Genomic DNA, 19747 nt, shown 5'->3' with positions numbered 1-19747 from the left:
CGTCCATCATGCCGCCTCGCGGTGTGCCCCTAAGCTGTGCGGGTGTTCCGAGTGATGTTCCACGAACCCCGAATCCCACCCAACACCGGCAACGCCATCCGCATGGTGGCAGGCACCGGGTGCGAGCTGCACCTCGTGGGTCCACTCGGATTCGACCTGTCCGAGCCGAAACTCAAACGTGCCGGACTCGACTACCACGACCTGGCGTCGGTGACCGTGCACGAGAACCTGGAGGCGGCCTGGGCTGCGCTGGAGCCCGCGCGGGTGTACGCGTTCACCGCGCACGCCACCGTGTCGTACGCCGACATCGCCTACCAGCCCGGCGACGTTCTGCTGTTCGGTCCCGAACCCACCGGACTGTCGGAGGAGGTGCTGGCCGATCCCCACGTGACGGAGCGGCTCCGCATCCCCATGCTTCCCGGCCGCCGGTCGCTGAACCTGTCGAACGCCGCCGCCCTCGTCACGTACGAGGCGTGGCGCCAGCACGGATTCAGCGGGGCTGCGCTGTAGCTCCGACGACTGCGGCCCCGACACCGGCGGCCGCGCTGGCACCGAGCGCGATGTCGAGGAAGTCGCGCGCCGCACCCTGAACGCCGCGCACCGGGTCCCAGACGGCGGAGAGCCGCCGCGGAAGCGTCAACCCCTCCACCTGAACGGAGGCGAGGCGGCCGTCCGTCAGGTCGGCGGCCACCGCCAGCGAGGACAGCACCGCCGGAGCGTTACCCGCCACGACCGCCGCCTTCACCGCCGTGCACGACGTCAGCTCCAGCAACGGCGGAACGCACTGCGGCACCGCGTTCTCCAGGGTGGTGCGCGTCCCGGAACCGGACTCACGCTGGATCATCGGCGTCGCGGCGAGTTCGGACACGGAAATCGGTGACCGGCGGACCCATTCGTGCTCGGGCGGCACCACGACCACCAGGTGGTCGCGGCCGATCTCCCGTACCTGCAGTCCCGCCGGAATGTCCGGGCCCTCGACGAACCCGAGATCCGCCTCACCGGACAGCACCCGGGCGGTCACCTCGGACGAGTTGAGCAGCCGCACGTTGGTGACCACGTTCGGGTACTTGCGCCGCATCGCGACGGTCCACCCGGGAACCAGGTACTCGGCGATCGTCATGCTGGCCGCCACCGTCAGCCCGGCCTGCCGTTCGCCGCGCAGCGCCGCGACTCCCGACGCCAGTTCCTCGGCCGTGGCGAGGATGTGACTCGCCCATTCGAGGATGAGGGCGCCTTCCGACGTGGGCCGCACCCCGCTGGCGCCGCGGCTGAACACCTTGATGCCGAACTGACGCTCGGCCGAACGCACCCGGGCGCTGACGGCCTGCTGGCTGAGCCCGTGTTCACGGCCCGCCGCCCCCATGCTTCCGAGCCGCTCGACGGACAGCAGGACGTCGAGGGCACTGAGTTCGGGTACTCGGGGAGACAGCGGCACAACCCAAGGCTAGTCCCACAAACGCGATTTGTGGGTATTCAACGACAAGCCTTCTACCGGCCACGACGATGCGTCGGCAAGCTCTAGGTATGACCCCGAATTGGTTCGCCGCAGTGATGGGCACCAGCATCGTCGCAGTCGTCGCCGCGGCATTTCCGGCAGGCGGTCCGGTGGCCCGGACGGCCGCCGAGATCTTCTGGCTGATCGCCGCGACGCTGCTCGTGGTGCTGACCACCGCACTGGTGCGGCACTGGATCCGTCGCCGCGACGACGCACTCGCGGACGCGCGCAGCCATACGATGTTCCCGTTCTACGGCGCGGTGTCGATGGCGGTGCTGACAGTCGGCGCCGGCACCGGATCCGCGGGTCGCGCACTTCTCGGTGGTGTCGCCGTCACCGCGTCGGCCACCCTGTGGACGATCGGGACCGTCATCGGGCTCGTCACCTACGTGGTGATGGCGCGCCGGCTGACCCGGCCTCACCAGGTGACTCCGGTGCCGTCCTGGCTGATGCCCGTCGTGCCGCCGATGGTGTCGGCCGCCACCGGTGCCGCGCTGGTCAAGCACCTCCCGGAAGGCGCGCCGCAGATCGCGATGCTGGCGCTCTGCTACACGCTGTTCGCGCTGGCGCTGAGCGCCGCGCTGACCGTCGCCGTCGTCGTCGGACGCCATCTGCTGAGCAACGGGCTCCCCGACACCCCACTCGTGCCCACCCTCTGGATTCCGCTCGGCGTGATCGGCCAGTCGGTGGCGGCGATCAATCTGCTCGGCGGGGTATCCGGCCACGCCTGGCTCCACTCGGTGGGCGTGGTCTACGGGACCACCGTCGGCGCGCTCGGCGTCCTCGCCCTCGTGACGCTGGTCACCGTGACCGTCAGGGCCTTTCGCCGCGGACTGGGGTTCACGCCCGGCTGGTGGAGTTTCACGTTCCCCGTCGGCACGTGCGCGCTGGGCGCGAACTCGCTCGGCGTCGCATTGGACTCGGTGGTGATCGTCGGCGCGGGCATGACCCTGTGGTGCGCGCTGGTCCTGATCTGGAGCACCGTCGCGGTCCGCACAGTGCGCCACGCCGCCGGGCAACGGGGTGGGCGCTCGGTCCGCGACGATTCCGCGGGGCACGCCCTCAGCGCGGCGCGCTGACCGCGAACCCTGATCCGGGTGTCAGGCGCCCGACTCGACGGGGCGTCCGGACTGCATCCACGCGGACGTCCCGCCCGCGACCGACACGGCGTTGATCCCCCGCGCGTTCAGGTACTCCGCCGCCTGCAGGCTCCGGCCACCCACCCCGCAGATCACGTAGACGACCTCGGCTTCCGGGATCTCGTCCACGCGCGCGACGAACTCACTGAGCGGAATCAGCGTCACACCCGGCACCCGCGCCTGGGCGTACTCGTCGGCCTCGCGCACATCGATGACGGGGGCACCCGACGCCAACGCACCGTCCAGGGCATTCAGGTCGACTTCGATCATTGCGTCTTCGCCTCTTCTCGTTCCGGCGCCGGGCCCGGCGGTGGGCCGGCCGGCCTGTTGTACATCCGGCGCAGACGGTACGCGCCGTACACGACCAATGCGATGACGGCCACGAAACCGAACCAGGGAATCAGCGCCCCCACGACCACGGCACCGCCCTTGATCGCAGACAGCAGGGCGTGCCAGCCCGCCACGAGACCTTCCCAGAAGTTGTCCGGACCGGGACTGGGCTGCTCGGCATCCGTGGCGGTGACGTCGATCATGAGCGTCGCCAGTGCCACCTGGTCGCTCAGCGACCGCTTCTGAGCGGTGAGGCTGTCCAGTTCGCCCTGACGCTCCGACAACGCCCTCTCGGCCTCGATCAGATCCGCGGTGTTCGCCGCCGACGTGATGAGCCCCTGCAGCCGGGTGACGGAGGCCGTCAACGCGCCGATCCGGGCGTCGAGATCCTGCGACTGCATCGTCACGTCGCTCTTCGTGACGCTGACGCTGGTGACCTTGCCCAGTTCCCGCAGATCGTCCAACGTCTGCGTGAGCGAGTCGGCGGGCACCCGGATGGTCAGGGAACTGCTCGCGTCCTGGTCGTCGGAGCCCGGCTGTTCGGTGAGCTGGTCGACGCGTCCGCCCAGATCGTCGACCTTGTCCACGATCTGCCTGCCGACCGCCACCGGGTCGTCCGCGGTGAGCGCGACCTGACCGGTGATGATCTCCTGGCGGTCGGTGGGCGCCTGGTCCTTCGCGGGTTGCTGTACCGCGCCACCGATTTCCATCTGGCTCGAGTCCCCGGGTGTCGGGGCGAGCGACGGTTGGGAGGAATCACTGCCGGAACCACCACACCCCGCGAGCGCCAGCGAAGCCACGACGATCACCGACACGACGTATCTCCTCATGTCCGAATGCTAGCGGTGCCTGCTCACCTGAAGTCCCTGGATTTGGCGGACACCCGCAAATCCATCAGCTGCAGCCGATCCGCCACCACCGTCACCGCCCCCTCCGCGTTCTGCACCTTGCCGCGCACCAGCAGTGCGGGCGCCGTGTTGGCGAGCTTGCGGTACTTCGCCCACAACCCCACCGAACACACCACGTTGACCATCCCGGTCTCGTCCTCGAGGTTGATGAACGTGACCCCCGCGGCCGTCGCCGGGCGCTGCCGGTGGGTTACCGCCCCACCCACCAGAACCCGGTCGCCGTCGGGAACATCGAGTAGGCCCGCCGCCGGGATCACCCCCAGCGCGTCGAGTTGCGGGCGCAGGAACTGGGTGGGGTACGTGTCCGGTGACACCCCGGTGGCCCACACGTCCGCCGCGGCCAGTTCGAGATCGCTCATCCCCGGCAGGGTCGGCGCGCGGGTGGATGCCCCGATCCCCGGCAGCCGGTCGCGGCGCTCCCCCGCCGCGGCGCCCGCCGCCCACAACGCCTCCCGGCGGGACAACCCGAAACTGTCGAGAGCACCTGCGGTAGCCAGCGATTCGGCTTGCGCCGTACTCAGTTCCACCCGGCCGGTGAGGTCGAGGAACGACGTGTACGGACCTCCGTCGCCGCGGGATTCGACGATCCGCTCGGCCAGCGCGGTCCCGATGTGCCGCACCTCCCCGAGCCCGAGACGCACCTCCGTCCCGCCCGCCTCGACGGTGGCGTGCGCGAGACTCGCATTGATGTCCGCGCCGTGCACCGGCACCCCGTGCCTGCGGGCGTCGGCCACCAGCGACTGCGGCGAGTAGAACCCCATCGGCTGCGCCCGCAGCAGACCGGCGCAGAACGCCGCCGGGTGATGCAGCTTGAACCACGATGAATAGAACACCAGGGCGGCGAAACTCTGCGAATGACTTTCGGGGAAACCGAAATTCGCGAAGGCGTACAGCTTCTCGTAGATCCGGTCGGCCACGTCGTCGCCGATCCCGTGCAACTCCCGCATGCCCTGGTAGAGCCGCCCCCTCAGCCGTTCCATCTTCTCGGGCGACCGCTTGGACCCCATGGCCCGGCGGAGCTGGTCGGCCTCGGCCGGGCTGAAACCCGCGACGTCGACCGCCATCTGCATCAACTGCTCCTGGAACAGCGGCACACCCAGCGTCCGCTTCAGCGCCTTCTCCAGGGACGGGTGGTCGTAGGTCACCGGTTCGAGCTTGTTGCGGCGGCGGATGTACGGGTGCACCGATCCGCCCTGGATCGGACCGGGACGGATGAGCGCCACCTCCACCACCAGGTCGTAGAAATTCCGCGGTTTCAGCCTCGGCAGGGTGGCCATCTGGGCCCGTGACTCCACCTGGAACACCCCCACCGAGTCCGCCCGCTGCAACATCTCGTAGACGGCTTCCTCGGAGAGGTCCAGCTGCGCCAGATCCACCTCGATCCCCTTGTGCTCGGCCACGAGGTCGATCATGTAGTGCAGCGCGGAGAGCATGCCGAGACCCAGCATGTCGAACTTCACCAGACCCACCGCCGCGCAATCGTCCTTGTCCCACTGCAGAACGCTGCGGTTCTCCATACGCGCCCACTCCACCGGGCACACGTCGGCGATCGGCCGGTCGCAGATCACCATGCCGCCCGAGTGGATGCCGAGGTGCCGCGGAAACCCCTCGATCTGGGCGGCCAGTTCGAGGACGGCGGGCGGAATGTCGGTGCCGACCTCCTTCCCGATGCCGCCCCAGCGGCTGACCTGTTTGCTCCACGCGTCCTGCTGCCCCTGCGAGAAACCCAGCGCCCGGGCCATGTCCCGCACCGAGGACTTTCCGCGGTACGTGATGACGTTCGCCACCTGCGCCGCGTACTGGCGTCCGTACTTGGCGTAGACGTGCTGGATGGCCTCCTCCCGCCGATCGGATTCGATGTCGACGTCGATGTCCGGCGGGCCGTCGCGTTCGGGCGAGAGGAAACGTTCGAACAACAGCTTGTTGCGGACGGGATCCACGTTGGTGATGCCGATGGCGTAGCAGACGGCGGAGTTGGCCGCCGAACCCCTTCCCTGGCAGAGAATGTCGTTGTTCTTGCAGAACGACACGATGTCGTGGACCACCAGGAAGTAGCCCGGGAAGTTCAGCCCGGTGATGATGTCCAGTTCGTGCTCGATCTGCCGGTAGGCCTCCGGCCGGTCCGCAGGCGCACCGTAACGTCGTCGGGCCCCGTCCATCGTGAGCTGCCGCAGCCAGCTCGCCTCGGTGTGCCCGTCGGGCACGTCGAACGGTGGCAGTTGCGGCGCGATGAGCCGCAGGTCGAACGCACACTCCCGGCCGAGGTCCGCGGCACCGCGGACGGCTTCCGGGTACGCGGCGAAGAGGTGCGCCATCTCCTCACCGGACCGCAGGTGCGCTCCCCCGGCGGGCGCCAGGTGCCCGGCCGCGTCGTCGAGGCTCTGCCGGGCCCGGACGGCGGCCATCGCCATGGCCAGTCTCCGGCGCGGCGGTCCCGCGAAGTGCGCCGCCGTGGACGCGATCACCGGAAGTCCGTGCTGCTGTGCGAGTTCGGCGAGGGAGGCGTTGCGCTCGGCGTCCTCCGCGATGCCGTGATGGGTGAGTTCCACCGTGACCCGGTCGGCCCCGAACCGGTCGATCAGCTCCCGCAGCCGGGCGGCCGCGGCGTCCGGGCCACCGGCGGCCAGCGCCTGACGCACATGCCCCTTCCGGCACCCGGTCAGGATCTGCCAGTGCCCCCCGGCAGCGTCGGTGAGACGGTCGAGGTCGTAGCGCAGCTTGCCCTTCTCCCCGCCCGCGAGATGCGCCGCCGCGATCTCCCGGGAGAGCCGCCGGTACCCCTCCTGGCCTCGCGCCAACACCAGCAGGTGCGCGTCGTCCAACGTCAGTTCGGACCCGAACGCGGTGCGCATGTTCAGTTCCTTCGCCGCCTCCGCGAACCGGACCACACCGTAGAACCCGTCGTGGTCGGTGAGTGCGATGGCCTCGAGACCGAGCCGGACGGCCTCCTCCACCAACTCTTCCGGCGGGGAGGCGCCGTCGAGGAAACTGAACGCCGAATGCGCGTGGAGTTCGGCGTACGGAACGGTGGAGCCGGCCCGCTCCTGCGGGCCCGCCCGGTACTCACCCCGCTTGCGCGACCACGCGGGGCTGTCGCCGCCGTCGCCCGGGTACAGCGACTCCGGGCTGACCCGCCCCGGCCTGCCCGACAGGACGCGCTCCATCTCGGACCACGTCGGCGGACCGTTTCCCCAACCCATCTGGCACACCTCTTCATGTCACGCACGTGCCGTGCCGAAACCATGGAAGATGCCGCTGGGGAAGACGCATCATTCGAACGGGAGTTCGAATGATGTCAGTCTGCCATCACACCCGCAGACCGGTCAACGCGGGCCACCCGGACTCACGTCACGAGCGCGGCCAGACCTCGCAGACGGTCCTCGGCCGGCCTCCTCGGGCAGCTCACACACTTGCCCGACCCGGGGGTCTCGTAGATCAAGCAGCACGACGCCCGCTGCGTGAACCGGCGTGACAGTGCCCCGGCCCGGACGTCGACGAACCGCGGGTCCGGCAGCACCGCACCGACGCGGCGGAGTGCGTCCACCAGCCCCCGGGCGAAGATGCTGCCGCGTGCGCGATCGCCGCACGCCGTTCCCGCGTCGAGTGCCCGGTTGGCGATCGAATCCGTCGTGATCGCCCACATCGCCGCCTGCCGCACCCCGGACGCCGCGGCGAGAGCGTCGATGATCGGCGTCAGCGCCGCGGCCATCTCGGACGCCAGCTCGGACAGCCCCTCGGTGACCGGCAGTGCCGACGACGCGGTCAGGCCGCCGAGATACCCGTCGTCCCGCAGGAATGCCACGGCGTCGACGAGCCGAGGCCGGGCGGCGACCCCGGTGACGAGCGCGGTCGCGATCGGAATCCCGGTCAGTGTCGAGCTGGCCGAGTACCACCACAGGGTGCCGTTGACCCGGGGATCGTCGCTGCCCCACCGCCGCGCCGTGTCCGCGACGCGGTCCGCGAGCCAGCCGGGATCGGTCAGGCGCACGGCCGGGAACGAGGAGGCCCCGGGTTGCCCGATCTGGTCGGCGATCATCGGGACGCGGCGGGCGGTCAGCTCGTACGCACGCCGCAGTTGCTCATCCATCGGCCAACCCCAGGATCTCCATCGACAGCCGCGGCGCCGACCGCACCACGGCGCGGATGCCGAACACCCCGCCCAGCACGGTGTCGTCCAGCACGTCGGCGGGCGGACCGGTGCTGATCACCCGTCCATCGTGCATCACGGCCAGCGTGTCGCAGAACTCGACGGCCAGCCGGAGGTCGTGCATGGTCACGACGATCGCCAGACCGTCGCACGCGAGGTCACGCAGCAGGTTCATCACCGTCAGCTGATGCCGCAGGTCGAGGTGGTTGGTGGGTTCGTCGAGCAGCAGGACCCTCGGCTGCTGCGCGAGCGCCCGGGCGATCGACACCCGTTGACGCTCCCCACCCGACAGTGCCTGGACGTCGCGACCCGCGAGTTCGGCCAGCCCGACCTGACGTATGCACGTCTCGACGATCTCACCGTCGGCGCCGGTCGCCCGCTCGAACCAGCCCCGGTGCGGGATGCGTCCGAGCGAAACGGATTCGCGCACGGTCAGTCCCGCGGACACCCGCGGCTCCTGGGTGCTCGCCCCGATCGTGCGGGCCAGTTCCCGCCGGCCCAGATCGGCGGTATCCGTTCCGTCGACGACGACGGCGCCCCCGGTCGGGGTGAGCGCGCGGTAGCAGCAGCGCAGCGCGGTGGTCTTGCCGGAACCGTTGGGCCCGACCAACGCCAGCACCTCCCCGGGACGCACGGAGAAGTCGATGCCGTGCAGCACTTCCCGCGACCCGAGTTCGGCGCGGACACGTTGCAGGCTCAGGGCGGTCACTGTTCGGCCCTCCGATACTGCCGGTAGAGCATCCACACGAAGATCGGCGCTCCCACGAGCGCGGTGACGACGCCCACCGGGACCTCGATGCTGTGCGCGACCGACCGCGCGGCCGTGTCCGCCGCGACCATCGCGATCGCGCCGAGGAATGCGGCGACGGGCAGCAGCCTGACCGCCCGGGCGCCCACGACGTACCCGGCAAGGTGCGGCACCAGCAGACCGATGAAGCCGATACCGCCTGCGACGGACACGGCGGCCCCGGCCAGCATCGACACACCGAGCAACTGCACGACGCGGAAGCGTCGCACGTGCATGCCGAGGGCGGCGGCGCCGTCGTCTCCCGCCTGCAGCAGGTCGATTCGGCTCGCGCTCAGCATCATCGCAGCCCCGACCGTCGCGAGTGCCACGGCCGGGAAGATCGCCGTCGACCAGCGCGAGTCGCCGAAACCGCCCGCCAGCCAGTGCATCACCGAACTCAGTTGATGCTCGTCCGCGACGACCAGGATCGAGAACGTGATGAGGGCCGAGAACACCTGCGCCGACGCGACCCCCACGAGGATGACGGCCGTCGGCTGCGGATACCGTCCGCCGATCGCCAGCGACAGGAACAGCGGCACCATCGCGCCCAGGAACGCCGCGACGGGGACGGTGAACGCGCCGAGCGCTCCCACCCCGAGCCCGAGCACCGTCACCACCACCACGCCGAAACCGGCACCCGAGGACACGCCGAGCAGATAGGGGTCGGCCAGCGGATTGCGGGTCACCGCCTGCGCCACGGCGCCTGCCAGGGCCAGCGCCGCACCGACGGCCGCCGCGGTCAGCGCCCGCGGCAGCCGGGAGTCGAGGACGATCGACTCCCGCGCCTGTGACCACCAGGACTCGAATGCGCCGGGGGCCACGCGGTGCGCGACGATCGCCCACACGTCGCCGACCGGGATGCGCACGGAACCGAACGACACCGCGAGGCCGACGACGAACAGGGTCGTCAGCGCGAGCGCCACCATCAGGCCCGCGAAACCGAGGCGTGCGCGGGCCGGGTGCGGCGCCTGCGCCGGCGGTGCCGCGCGTGCTGCGGTAACGGTCATCGCGCGCCGACGACGTCCGGATGCAGTGCCCGCGCGATCGTCTCCACCGACCGCACCAGGCGCGGGCTCTCGAAGAAGTCGTCGAGCGGCACCACCACGAAGCGGCCGGCCTTCACGGCGGGTGTCGTCGACATGATCGGGTGCGACTTCAGGAAGTCGATCTTCGCCCGCGCACTCGTCGTGCCGTAGTCGAGGACGACGATCGCCTCCGGGGCGCGTTCACCGATGATCTCCCAGGTGGACTTCGAATACGGCTTCTCGCCCTCGGCGAAGAGGTTGGCCGCGCCCGCGTGGTCCGCGATGAGCTGGCCGACTCCCACACCGCCGATCGTCAGCGGGACGTCCTCGCCGGAATCGTAGAAGAACGTCGGAACCGGGGCGGTGCCCGCGATCTCGTCGCGCACGGCCTGCAACCCGGACGTCACCCGGTCGGTGATCGCCCGCGCCCGGTCCGGGACTCCGAGGATCTCGCCGAGCTGCTGGTAGTCGCCGCGCAGCAAACCGATGTCCGGGAAGCCGTGCCCGCAGTACTCGGAGAACAGGAACGTGGGAATGCCCTGGTCGCCGAGGGATTCACGCGACCGCCCCTCCTTCTCGTCGAATGCGCTCCGCATTCCGCCGACCACCAGGTCGGGGTCGAGGTCGAGGATCTGCTCCCGGGTCGGGTACTCCTTCGCGAGTTTCGGGATCTTCCCGAAGGCGTCCGCGAACTCCGGCAGCGGGGTCGCGTCGCCGTACCCCGTGCCGACGATGCGGTCGCCGGCCCCCATCTCGATCAGCACCTCGGTGACGTGATCGTTCATGCTGACGATGCGCTGGGGCGGGGCGTCGAACGTCTCCGTTCGATCGCAGTTGGTGACGGACACCGGCTCGGCGAAGGATTCGGCGGAAGCGGTCTGCCCCACGGACTCCCCGCGCGAACAGCCGGCGACCACCAGCGCGGCCACCAGCGCGGCCAGACCGGTACTTCTGAACAACTGACCGTGCATGTAAACCTCATTGCGGCTCAGAGCCACGAATGAGAAGTCAGCAGACGCCGGTGCGGCGCCTGCAGGACTCCGCTTCGTAGACCACGACGAAAAGGATGTCGCACACCCCACGCCGGGTAATCGGGCTCGCCACCGAAAGGATCTGGTGGCCTACCGTTGCGGGTCAGCGCCGGATTCGGACCGGCTTCCCCCGTGCGTGTGGCTGCAAGTGCGATGCCGAGTATGCACGATTTGCCGGGAGCCGCATCACACCCCCGTCGGTGACACCCCGATCCGCACTACAGTCGGCAGTCGCAGCTGCCCGCCCCCGACACGCCGGAGATGACGCATGACACGTTGGGCCTCGACCGTTGTTTCACGCAAATGGTGGGTCCTGAGCCTCGCCGTCGTCGCCGTTCTGGTGAGCGGCCTGTGGGGCACCGGTGTCTTCGCGAAACTCAGCTCGGGCGGGTTCACCGATCCCGGTAGCGAATCCGCGGAGGTGGCCCGGATCGTCCAGGACAACCTGGGTCCGCAGACACCGGACATCATCGCGATCTACACCGCACCCGACGGGAAGACCCTGGACGACATCGGCCCCGAGGTGACCGCGAGTCTCGACCGGTTCGCCGCCGAGGTGCCGACGTACTCGGTGACGTCGTACTGGACCGCGGACGCGGCGAAGAAGCAGCTGATGGTGTCGGAGGACGGCACCAAGGCGTCGGCCGCGATCACCGTCGACCCGGACGCCGGGATCACGGCCGCCACGTTCGACGACCTGCTGCCGAAGCTCGAGGTGGAGGGCATCGACACCGAGTTCGCGGGCAATTCGGTGGTGGGTGTGGCGTTCAACAACCGGCTGCAACAGGACCTGGTGCTGGCCGAGGCGATCGCGCTCCCGATCACTCTCGTGTTGCTGGTCTTCATCTTCGGCGGACTGGTGGCCGCGGCCGTTCCGGTGTTCGTCGGGCTGCTCTCGATCTTCAGTGCCCTCGCCACCCTGCGCCTGCTGACCCTGTTCACCGACGTCAGTTCGTTCGCGATCAACGTGGCGTCCCTGCTCGGCCTGGGGCTCGCGATCGACTACGGCCTGTTCGTCGTCGGACGTTTCCGCGAGGAACTCGAGTCCGGCGCCGACGTCGCCGAGGCGACCCGGCGCACCGTGCTGACCGCGGGCCGCACCGTGCTGTTCTCCGGTCTGCTTCTCGTGTGCGCCTTCTCGGGCATGCTCGTGTTTCCGCAGGACGTGATCAAGTCTCTGGGGTTCGGTGCGATGGCCGCGGTCGCGAGCGCGGCGCTGCTGTCGCTCACCGCGGTTCCGGCGCTGCTCGCGATCCTGGGGCATCGCATCAACGCACTGACCTGGCACAAGGACGCTTCGCAGCGTGGGGAGGTTCGCGCCCGCAAGTTCTGGGGCTCCGTCGTCACCTGGGTGATGCGGCGGCCGGTCGCCATCGCGGTCGGCATCGTCGCGGGGCTGCTGGTCCTCGCCTCGCCCCTGCTCAGCGCGTCGCTCGGCGAGGTCACGTACACGGCGCTGCCGGAGAACGACCCCGCCCGCATCGCCACCGACACTCTCACCACCGAATTTCCGACCACCGGAAACGGCGCCACCCTCATTCTCCGGGGCACCGACGGCACCGCCCCGACCGCGGCCGACGGTGCCGCGGTTGCCCAGGCCGCCGGCCAGGTGGAGGGCATCGGGGCGGCGACCGTCGTCGCGTCCGGCAACGAACTGGTCGCCGTCCAGGCCGTCTACTCCGAGGGTGTCACCACCGACGACCAGAGCGCGGCGGTCGATGGTCTCCGCGCCATCACGCCACCCGAGGGAACCGAACTCCTCGTCGGCGGCGGCCAGGCGACCGTCGACGACGGGAACGCGGCGATCGTGCACTGGATGCCGGTGATGATCGCGATCATGGTGGGGTCGACGCTCGTGCTGCTGTTCCTGGCGTTCGGTTCGGTGGTGCTGCCGATCAAGGCGGTCGCGATGGCGGGGCTGAGCCTCGCCGCCACGTTCGGTGTGCTCACGTGGATCTTCGAGCTGGGCCACGGCGCGAGTCTGCTCGGGGTCAGTCCGGCACCGCTCGAGGCGACGTTCGTGGTCCTCATCCTCGCCGTGGTCTTCGGCCTGTCGACCGATTACGAGGTGTTCCTGATGTCACGGATGGTCGAGGCGCACGAGGCAGGCGCGACCACGGAAGAGGCGGTGCGCTTCGGCACCGAGCGCACGGGCCGCATCGTGACGGCCGCGGCGCTGCTGCTCGTGGTAGTGACCGGAGCGTTCACCATCTCCGGTCTGTCGATCATGCGGTTCCTCGGTGTGGGAATGATCGTCGCGCTCCTCGTCGACGCGACGGTGGTTCGCATGCTCCTCGTTCCGTCCCTCGTGAAGCTGATGGGCGAGGCCAACTGGTGGGCTCCGGCCTGGATGAAGAAGGTGCACGCCAAGGTGGGTCTGGGCCACTAGTGCATTATCTTACTTTGGAGTAAGTTCGGGTCATGGCCACCTACCTCGTCACCGGCGGAACCGGCTTCCTGGGTCGGCACGTGCTGCCCCTGATCCTCGACCGCGATGAATCAGCCGAGATCCACGTCCTCGTCCGGCGCGCGTCCGTCGCGCGGTGGGAGGCGCTCGTCGACGGCATGCCGGGCGGCGAACGCGTGCATCCGCTGATCGGCGACCTGACCGAGCCCGGCCTCGCACTCACCTCGGCGCCGGCGGCCGACCACGTCCTGCACCTCGGCGCGATCTACGACCTCACGGCGGGCGACGAACAGGCCACCACGAACGTCGACGGCACCCGCTCGGTGATCGCACTGGCCCGGGAATTGGATGCGACGCTGCACCACGTCTCGTCCATCGCCGTCGCGGGGGATCACGAAGGTCCGTTCAGGGAAACCGATTTCGATCTCGGGCAGGGTTTCCCCACCCCGTATCACCGCACCAAGTTCGAGGCGGAGAAGCTGGTCCGGGAAGCCGACGGCCTGCGGTGGCGCATCTACCGCCCCTCCGCGGTGGTCGGCAGTTCGGTCACCGGCGAGATGGACAAGATCGACGGCCCGTACTACCTCTTCCCCGCCATCGCGGCGCTCGCGAAACTCCCCGCGGCCCTGCCCGTGGCCGTCCCGCGGATCGGATCGACCAACGTCGTCCCCGTCGACTACGTGGCCGCGGCCATCGTGGAGTTGATGTCTGCACCGGGACGGGACGGCCGGACGTTCCATCTCGTCAATCCGCGCCCCCAGCCGGTCCGCGAGATCTACGCCGCGCTCGCCGAGGCCGCCGGTGCACCGCATCCCGCGGCCGGACTACCCGGCGGACTCGTCCGCCCCTTCCTCACTCCCACCCCCGACTCGGCCCTCGACACGGGCCGCAAAGTGGTGCTCGGCGCCCTCGGCATCCCGCCCGTGCTCGTCGAGAACATGACACTGCCCACGGTGTTCGTGAACGACGACACCCGGGAGGCGCTGCGCGGCACAGGCATCGACGTCCCGCGGTTCGCGTCGTACGCCGACAGGCTGTGGTCGTACTGGCGCGAGAACCTCGACCCGGACCGAGCGCGCAGGCCCCACCCGGCCGGACCGCTCGTGGGCAGGCACGTGGTGATCACCGGGGCGTCGTCCGGCATCGGCCGGAGTTCCGCGATCGCGACGGCCCGCAAGGGCGCGAAGGTCATTCTCCTCGCCCGGCGCACCGAGGAACTCGACGCCGTGGTGGCCGAGATCCGCGCGGCGGGCGGCGACGCCTACGGCTACCCCTGCGACATCACCGACGACGAGTCGGTCGAGCACACCGTCAAAGCCGTTCTCGCCGAACACGATCACGTCGACATGCTCGTCAACAACGCCGGACGGTCGATCCGGCGGGGCCTCTACAACTCCACGGACCGGCTCCACGATTTCGAGCGGACCATGGCCGTCAACTACTTCGGCGCGGTCCGGCTCGTCCTCGCCTTCCTCCCGCAGATGCGCGACCGGCGGTTCGGGCACATCGTCAACATCAGCAGCGCCGGGGTCCAGGGCGCGACGCCGCGGTTCGCCGCCTACGTCGCCAGCAAGTCGGCCCTCGACGGCTTCACTGACGTCGCGGCGTCCGAAACCCTCTCGGACGGAATCACGTTCACCACCATCCACATGCCACTCGTCGAGACGCCGATGATCGCGCCCACCGGCCGGTACAACATCGGACCGATCACCTCCCCGGAGAAGGCGGCGGCAATGGTCGTCCGGGCGCTGATCGAACGCCCCAAGCGCATCGACGTCCCGACCGGCACCCTCGGGGAACTCGGCCACGTCTTCGCACCCGCCGTCAAGGATCGCGTGATGCACCAAATGTATCGCATGTTCCCCGATTCCCCGGCGGCGAAGGGGCAGAGCACGGACGACGCGGCGCCGGCACCTCAGCACACACCGGAACCCAGGCACCACACGTCGTCGGTGCTCGGCCGCGCGGCCCGGAAGGTCGGAAGGCTGGTGCCCGGCACCCACTGGTGACCGAGTCAGGGGGCGAGGGCGCGAACTCCGGTGGCGACGACGGGTCGCACCGGCTTCGGCGCCGCCCCGCAACTCGCCGGCCGGGGCGGCAGCTCCCGCTGCTCCAGGTCGACCACCCAACGGCGTCCGTCGCGATGCGCGACAACCGAATTCGCGTCCACCGTGAGCTCGTCCGCGGCCGCGTCCACGAAATCGCGGACGGCGAGTTCCGCCACCTGCCCCGGCGCGTCCCAGCAACTGCGGCCGCGCAGCCCGGTCGGGTACACCTCGCCCCGGGCGGCGGCGCGGACCGCGTCGACACTCTCCTGCGTCGACAACCGGCCGTAGGTGTAACCCGTGGGCAGCAGGATCAGCGAGGGAGCGAACCGGTGCCCACCCGTGTGCGAGCACTCCCACACCGCGTCGCCGAACTCCGCGGCCAGGCCGGCCGCGACCGGCCGCCCGAGGACGGCGCAGCACTGATCCCTTTTCCCGTGCGCGCACACCAGCACGACCGGGTCCGTCACCGGTGTGCCCAGACCGGGCGCGGTCCCCGCGATCAGCCCGAGGTCCAGGTCGAGCAGGTCTTCCGGAAAGGCGATCTCGAGCCGCTCGCACCACGACCGCGTGGGGTGCGACTGCGCCAGCAGCACCGTCCGCCGATCCGGGTCCGCGGTGCTGCGGCCCGGCCGGCGGATGAACATGACCCGCACCCCGGCCGCGTCGGCGCGGGCGTCGAGCTCACGGGCCAGATCCGGTCCGAGCGCGGTGCCGTCGAGCACGTCCCGGCCCCACGCACCCGGGAACTCCAGGCACACCCAGCCCGTGACATGCGCAGCGGTGCCCGCGAGAGGTTCGTCGGTCGCGGACAGAGCGGAGCAGGTGGCGGTGATCGTGTCAGGCACGGTGCCATTGTGTCAGCCGCGAAAATCGATCAGTCATGGAACTTCCTGCGCTCCGACAACTGCTGGACGAACTTCTCGATGCGGCGGGCACGTGTCTCCGGGCGGGTGGCGTCCTGCAGGCGGTAGTAGACGGCGTACCGGTTGTGGCTGTCGAGCGTCGCGTAGAAGGCCTCGGCCTCGGGGTTCTGCGCGAGGGCGTCCAGGAAGTCCTGCGGTATCTCCGCCGCCTTCTGTCCCGCGTACGCGCGGTCCCAGCGGCCGTCGGCCCTGGCCCGCTCCACCTCCGCCGCGCCCGCGGGCTCGAGGAGACCGGCCTCGGCGAGTTTCTCCGCGAACTCCCGGTTCCGCTTCGACCACGGACTCCGCGACGACCGCGGGGTGAACCGCTGCACGAAGAAGTCGTCGTCGACGCGGCGGACCTGGCTGTCGATCCAGCCGTAGCACAGCGCGACCTCGAGAGCCTGGTCGTAGTTGATCGACGAATGCGCCGACCCCTTCTTGGCCATCTTCAGCCAGATGCCCGGTGAGGAGTCGTGATGAGCGCCGAGCCACTCCCGGAACTCGGCCTGCCCGGAGAAGTACTCGACGCTGAGCTCGGCAGCACACATGTGCCCGAATCTAGCGGGAGAACAGCTTTCCCGCCCAGACCCGGACGAATCCCTGGGACAGATATCCGAGCGTCCCGAGCGCCAGCACCCATTTGGTGACGCTGACCGCACTGGTGGTGCGCACGGTCGCGTCGGTGATGTGCTCGCGATGAGACAGCAGATACAGCCCGACGACGTTCTCGGCGTAGTCGCCTGCCGCAGAGATCACCGGGGCCGCCGCCAGCACTTTCTGCGTTCTCGCCGAGAGTGGTGTCAGCTCCGCCAGACGTCGTGCGCCCGTGCGCAACGCGACCGCGTAGATCACGGGATGGACGAAGTCCGGGTAGTAGTGGCTGCGGTAGCGCGCCCTGTCGGCGGCGGACATTCCGTCGAGGATCGCCGTGTAGGACCGGGCGGACCGGGCGGTCTGGATATCGGCGAGCCGGGGTGCCACCGGGCCGAGCAGCCGGATGATGTTCGCCTGCGAGATCACGAATGCTGCAGACCAGCCGAGGAGTCTGCGGTCGAGTGCGGTGAGCGCCATGAGCCGATCCTGCCATCTCCCACCGCGACGCGTGCCTCAGCCGGCGGCCTCGGACATCGCCTTGGCGTCCTCCTCGCCGAACTTCTCCTCGAGGGCCTCGGGTGAATAGTCCAGATCGATCTCCTCGACCGGGCGGCCCCGCGCAGACTCGATCGCCCCCAGCCGGCGCTGCGCCCGGTCCGCGGCGTACGCGATGAACTCCTGGTCGTCGAGCCCGTACGGCTGGACCTCGAATTGCTTGTTGACCCAGTCGATCATGCCCAGTGCCAACGGCATCAGCTCCGCCATCCGCTCCTGGACGACACCCCAGTTGCTGTCGTCGGCGGCCACGTGCCGGCGACAGGTGAACGTCCCCCACGCCATGTGGCGTCGTTCGTCGTCGCCGATCCTGCGGACGAGTTCCTGCATGCCCGGCAGGATCCCGCGCGTCGTGCACACCTTCTGCCAGGCGTAGTACCCGGTGAGTGCGAGACTGCCCTCGATGACATGGTTGTAGGTGACGCTGGCCCGCACCTGATTGACCGGACTGGGATCGGTCTCGAGCACCTTCAGCGATCCCGGCAGCTCCTCGTAGAACAATTGCCGGTAATACGGGTTCTCGGCGACGAAGGGATGCAGGTCGCGTGTCAGGCCCACCGCGTCCATCCACAACCGGAACACCTGGGTGTGCTTGGCCTCCTCGAAACAGAACTGCGTCAGATACATCTCGTCCCCGAAACGCCCCTCGGCGGCCATCGCCTTCATGAACGGCTGGATGTCCTCGGTGACCGCTTCCTCACCGGCGATGAACTGTGCGACCAGATACGTGGAGTTGCGCTGTTGCTCCGAGTTCAGCCCCTCCCAGTCCTCCGCGTCCCGGCTGAAGTCGAGGTCCGTGGGATTCCAGAACTTGGCGTTGCCCTTCGTGAACAGCCGCAACGGGAACGCGTCCCAGTTGAGGCCCCCGGCGCGGAGCGAGCTGAACCCTTGCCTGCCGGGCGCATAGGGGCGTCCAGGCGTGAGTGTCGACATCGTTGGCCTTCTTCCGGACGTGCGGAAGACGTCGTCGGACGCCCCGCGGCTTCGGGGCGCTCATCGTGACAACCGGCCCGTTCCGAGCCCCCGCTTCGGTTCCCACGCTAGTCCTGTCGACGCCGTCGCGGTTTACATTTCCGGACTTTTTGTCAGCTCGTCTCGAGCTTCATCAAGAACGGCAGGACCGCCGCCACGAAGTCGTCGTAACGGTCGCGGTGAATGCTGTGCCCGCTACGGAACACCACCACCCGGCAGTTCGGTATCGCCGCCACTGCGGACTCGAGTCTGCGCGGATCCACCATTCCGCCCAGACCGCCCCGCAGGATGAGCGTGTCGGCCTCGATGTCCGGCAATCTGTCCCACCACAACGGATCCGGGCGGCGGAACTGCTCGAGCGCCGAGCCCGTCATCGACCGGTCGAACGCGAACGCGGCCCGCGGATGCCGGATCAGGCTCGTCGTCGCGTGCCACAGTTCCGGCAGCGACGGCAGCCGATTCGCGAAAACCTGTTCCGGGTCACCGGGACGCAACGGGAGCGGGGCCTCCTCGATCACCAGCCGGCGAACCAGCCCGGGCCGGGTCTGGGCCGCGAGCGACGCCGCATGACCACCGAGCGAATGCCCGACGAGATCCACCCGCGTCAGCCCGAGGTTGTCGCACACCTCCACCACGTCGGCGCCGAACTCCTCGAAAAGGTACGACGCGGCGCGGGCACTGCGACCGTGCCCCCGCAGATCCACGACGAGGACGCGGCGCCCGCGGGCGACGAGTGCGCGGGCGAAGCGGTCCCAGGTGCCGCCGTCACCGCCCATCCCGTGCACCAGAACCACCGGCACGGGATGGACGCCCGACGTCCCCGGCACCGAGGACTCGCCGCTGTCCCGGTAGGCGATCTCGATACCGGCGCGCGTCGGGGTAGTCCTGCTCGTCTCCACGAGAATCCAGACTAGCGACCGCCACGGACTACCCGCCCGACCCGTACGGGCGGGTGATGATCTCCAGATAGTGACCGGACGGGTCGAGGAAGTAGACGCCCCGCCCGCCGTCGTTGGTGTTGATGGTGCCCGGCAGCGTCTGCCGCGGATCCGCCCAGTGATCGAGCCCCCACTCGACGATCAGACCGTAGATCCGGTCGAAGTCGTCCTCACCGACGAGGAACGCATAATGCTGCGGCGGGAATTCGACCGGCGGTTCCGCGAAGTCGAGAGACACCCCGTTGTCGAGGGCGACCGCCAGAAAATGTCCGGCAGGCACGGCGTCCGGCAGTCCGAACAACGTGGTGAAGAATGTCGCCGACTCCTGCTTGTTCTTGGCAGCGACAATCGTGTGGTTGAAAGAAATGGTCACAGTCGACCCTTTCGAGGTATGCCACGACCCGACGATGCGGCCGTGGCCGGCCTCCATGCCTGACGCTGTCCGCCACCGGCACGCGACCCTCTG

18 protein-coding genes and 1 riboswitch are annotated in these 19747 nt (G+C 69.4%); of the genes, 4 read left to right on the top strand and 14 right to left on the bottom strand.

Going from position 1 to position 19747, the window contains the following annotated elements; all coding sequences use genetic code 11:
* Positions 1 to 42: 42 nt before the first annotated feature.
* Positions 43 to 510 carry a tRNA (cytidine(34)-2'-O)-methyltransferase gene (locus RHA1_RS30460; RefSeq protein WP_025432262.1) on the top strand — a complete coding sequence of 156 codons (468 nt, stop codon included), beginning with the start codon at positions 43 to 45 and terminating at the stop codon, positions 508 to 510.
* On the opposite strand, the gene RHA1_RS30455 is transcribed toward RHA1_RS30460, so the two are convergent.
* On the bottom strand, positions 491 to 1435 hold the full coding sequence (locus tag RHA1_RS30455) for a LysR family transcriptional regulator (protein WP_009479441.1): 945 nt from the start codon (positions 1433 to 1435) through the stop codon (positions 491 to 493). The genes RHA1_RS30460 and RHA1_RS30455 overlap by 20 nt on opposite strands.
* Before the next feature lie 89 nt (positions 1436 to 1524).
* Here RHA1_RS30455 and RHA1_RS30450 point away from each other — a divergent pair, with 89 nt between their 5' ends.
* Positions 1525 to 2574, top strand: a complete 1050-nt coding sequence (locus RHA1_RS30450; protein ID WP_041812191.1) for a TDT family transporter — start codon at positions 1525 to 1527, stop codon at positions 2572 to 2574.
* 21 nt (positions 2575 to 2595) lie between these two features.
* Here the strand turns inward: RHA1_RS30450 and RHA1_RS30445 are convergent, their stop codons facing one another.
* The 7 genes from RHA1_RS30445 to RHA1_RS30415 form a co-directional block, all read right to left on the bottom strand.
* Positions 2596 to 2904: a rhodanese-like domain-containing protein gene (locus RHA1_RS30445; protein ID WP_005257071.1), complete on the bottom strand. Its 309-nt coding sequence runs from the start codon at positions 2902 to 2904 to the stop codon at positions 2596 to 2598.
* Complete coding sequence (locus RHA1_RS30440; protein WP_029539465.1) at positions 2901 to 3794, bottom strand: DUF4349 domain-containing protein; 894 nt, start codon at positions 3792 to 3794, stop codon at positions 2901 to 2903. The genes RHA1_RS30445 and RHA1_RS30440 overlap by 4 nt, the downstream gene beginning before the upstream one ends.
* A 23-nt stretch (positions 3795 to 3817) precedes the next feature.
* On the bottom strand, positions 3818 to 7072 hold the full coding sequence (locus tag RHA1_RS30435) for an error-prone DNA polymerase (RefSeq protein WP_011598199.1): 3255 nt from the start codon (positions 7070 to 7072) through the stop codon (positions 3818 to 3820).
* A gap of 143 nt (positions 7073 to 7215) precedes the next feature.
* The gene (locus RHA1_RS30430) at positions 7216 to 7959 is read right to left on the bottom strand and encodes a (2Fe-2S)-binding protein (protein ID WP_011598198.1); all 744 of its coding nucleotides are present in this window, start codon (positions 7957 to 7959) and stop codon (positions 7216 to 7218) included.
* Positions 7952 to 8728 carry an ABC transporter ATP-binding protein gene (locus tag RHA1_RS30425; RefSeq protein ID WP_009479436.1) on the bottom strand — a complete coding sequence of 259 codons (777 nt, stop codon included), beginning with the start codon at positions 8726 to 8728 and terminating at the stop codon, positions 7952 to 7954. The genes RHA1_RS30430 and RHA1_RS30425 overlap by 8 nt, the downstream gene beginning before the upstream one ends.
* On the bottom strand, positions 8725 to 9813 hold the full coding sequence (locus RHA1_RS30420; protein WP_009479435.1) for a FecCD family ABC transporter permease: 1089 nt from the start codon (positions 9811 to 9813) through the stop codon (positions 8725 to 8727). The genes RHA1_RS30425 and RHA1_RS30420 overlap by 4 nt, the downstream gene beginning before the upstream one ends.
* Entirely contained in the window at positions 9810 to 10802 is a 993-nt protein-coding gene (locus RHA1_RS30415) for an ABC transporter substrate-binding protein (RefSeq protein ID WP_011598197.1), read from the bottom strand. Before RHA1_RS30415 ends, RHA1_RS30420 begins: the two co-directional genes overlap by 4 nt.
* Positions 10803 to 10896: 94 nt before the next feature.
* Positions 10897 to 11028: riboswitch (cobalamin riboswitch) on the bottom strand.
* Between the two features lie 102 nt (positions 11029 to 11130).
* Between RHA1_RS30415 and RHA1_RS30410 the strand changes: the two genes are divergently transcribed.
* Together RHA1_RS30410 and RHA1_RS30405 are read left to right on the top strand one after the other, a co-directional pair.
* A complete protein-coding gene (locus tag RHA1_RS30410; protein WP_011598196.1) occupies positions 11131 to 13251 on the top strand; it encodes an MMPL family transporter in 2121 nt (706 codons plus the stop codon).
* 32 nt (positions 13252 to 13283) lie between these two features.
* A complete protein-coding gene (locus RHA1_RS30405) occupies positions 13284 to 15278 on the top strand; it encodes an SDR family oxidoreductase (protein ID WP_011598195.1) in 1995 nt (664 codons plus the stop codon).
* Between the two features lie 5 nt (positions 15279 to 15283).
* Here RHA1_RS30405 and RHA1_RS30400 read toward each other — a convergent pair whose 3' ends face one another.
* The 6 genes from RHA1_RS30400 to RHA1_RS30375 form a co-directional block, all read right to left on the bottom strand.
* Positions 15284 to 16162, bottom strand: coding sequence for a ferredoxin family protein (locus RHA1_RS30400; protein WP_011598194.1), 879 nt, complete (start codon positions 16160 to 16162; stop codon positions 15284 to 15286).
* Between the two features lie 29 nt (positions 16163 to 16191).
* A complete protein-coding gene (locus tag RHA1_RS30395) occupies positions 16192 to 16770 on the bottom strand; it encodes a YdeI/OmpD-associated family protein (protein WP_011598193.1) in 579 nt (192 codons plus the stop codon).
* 10 nt (positions 16771 to 16780) lie between these two features.
* Entirely contained in the window at positions 16781 to 17293 is a 513-nt protein-coding gene (locus RHA1_RS30390) for a hypothetical protein (RefSeq protein WP_011598192.1), read from the bottom strand.
* A 36-nt stretch (positions 17294 to 17329) separates the two neighbouring features.
* Entirely contained in the window at positions 17330 to 18304 is a 975-nt protein-coding gene (locus RHA1_RS30385) for a R2-like ligand-binding oxidase (RefSeq protein ID WP_009479428.1), read from the bottom strand.
* 152 nt (positions 18305 to 18456) lie between these two features.
* On the bottom strand, positions 18457 to 19242 hold the full coding sequence (locus tag RHA1_RS30380) for an alpha/beta fold hydrolase (RefSeq protein WP_011598191.1): 786 nt from the start codon (positions 19240 to 19242) through the stop codon (positions 18457 to 18459).
* Between the two features lie 28 nt (positions 19243 to 19270).
* Positions 19271 to 19654, bottom strand: a complete 384-nt coding sequence (locus RHA1_RS30375; protein ID WP_011598190.1) for a VOC family protein — start codon at positions 19652 to 19654, stop codon at positions 19271 to 19273.
* Positions 19655 to 19747: the final 93 nt, after the last annotated feature.

This window comes from Rhodococcus jostii RHA1 (assembly GCF_000014565.1).
Classification (GTDB): Bacteria; Actinomycetota; Actinomycetes; order Mycobacteriales; family Mycobacteriaceae; genus Rhodococcus_F; species Rhodococcus_F jostii_A.
The sequence above is the reverse complement of the archived record's forward strand: the minus strand, read 5'-3'. Positions and strand labels throughout refer to the sequence as shown.

Coding starts and splice junctions, on each gene's coding strand:
- RHA1_RS30390 (WP_011598192.1), bottom strand. CDS start 17,293: ATGGCGCTCACCGCACTCGACCGCAGACTCCTCGGCTGGTCTGCAGCA.
- RHA1_RS30440 (WP_029539465.1), bottom strand. CDS start 3,794: ATGAGGAGATACGTCGTGTCGGTGATCGTCGTGGCTTCGCTGGCGCTC.
- RHA1_RS30445 (WP_005257071.1), bottom strand. CDS start 2,904: ATGATCGAAGTCGACCTGAATGCCCTGGACGGTGCGTTGGCGTCGGGT.
- RHA1_RS30415 (WP_011598197.1), bottom strand. CDS start 10,802: ATGCACGGTCAGTTGTTCAGAAGTACCGGTCTGGCCGCGCTGGTGGCC.
- RHA1_RS30420 (WP_009479435.1), bottom strand. CDS start 9,813: ATGACCGTTACCGCAGCACGCGCGGCACCGCCGGCGCAGGCGCCGCAC.
- RHA1_RS30405 (WP_011598195.1), top strand. CDS start 13,284: ATGGCCACCTACCTCGTCACCGGCGGAACCGGCTTCCTGGGTCGGCAC.
- RHA1_RS30395 (WP_011598193.1), bottom strand. CDS start 16,770: ATGTGTGCTGCCGAGCTCAGCGTCGAGTACTTCTCCGGGCAGGCCGAG.
- RHA1_RS30430 (WP_011598198.1), bottom strand. CDS start 7,959: ATGGATGAGCAACTGCGGCGTGCGTACGAGCTGACCGCCCGCCGCGTC.
- RHA1_RS30410 (WP_011598196.1), top strand. CDS start 11,131: ATGACACGTTGGGCCTCGACCGTTGTTTCACGCAAATGGTGGGTCCTG.
- RHA1_RS30435 (WP_011598199.1), bottom strand. CDS start 7,072: ATGGGTTGGGGAAACGGTCCGCCGACGTGGTCCGAGATGGAGCGCGTC.
- RHA1_RS30450 (WP_041812191.1), top strand. CDS start 1,525: ATGACCCCGAATTGGTTCGCCGCAGTGATGGGCACCAGCATCGTCGCA.
- RHA1_RS30385 (WP_009479428.1), bottom strand. CDS start 18,304: ATGTCGACACTCACGCCTGGACGCCCCTATGCGCCCGGCAGGCAAGGG.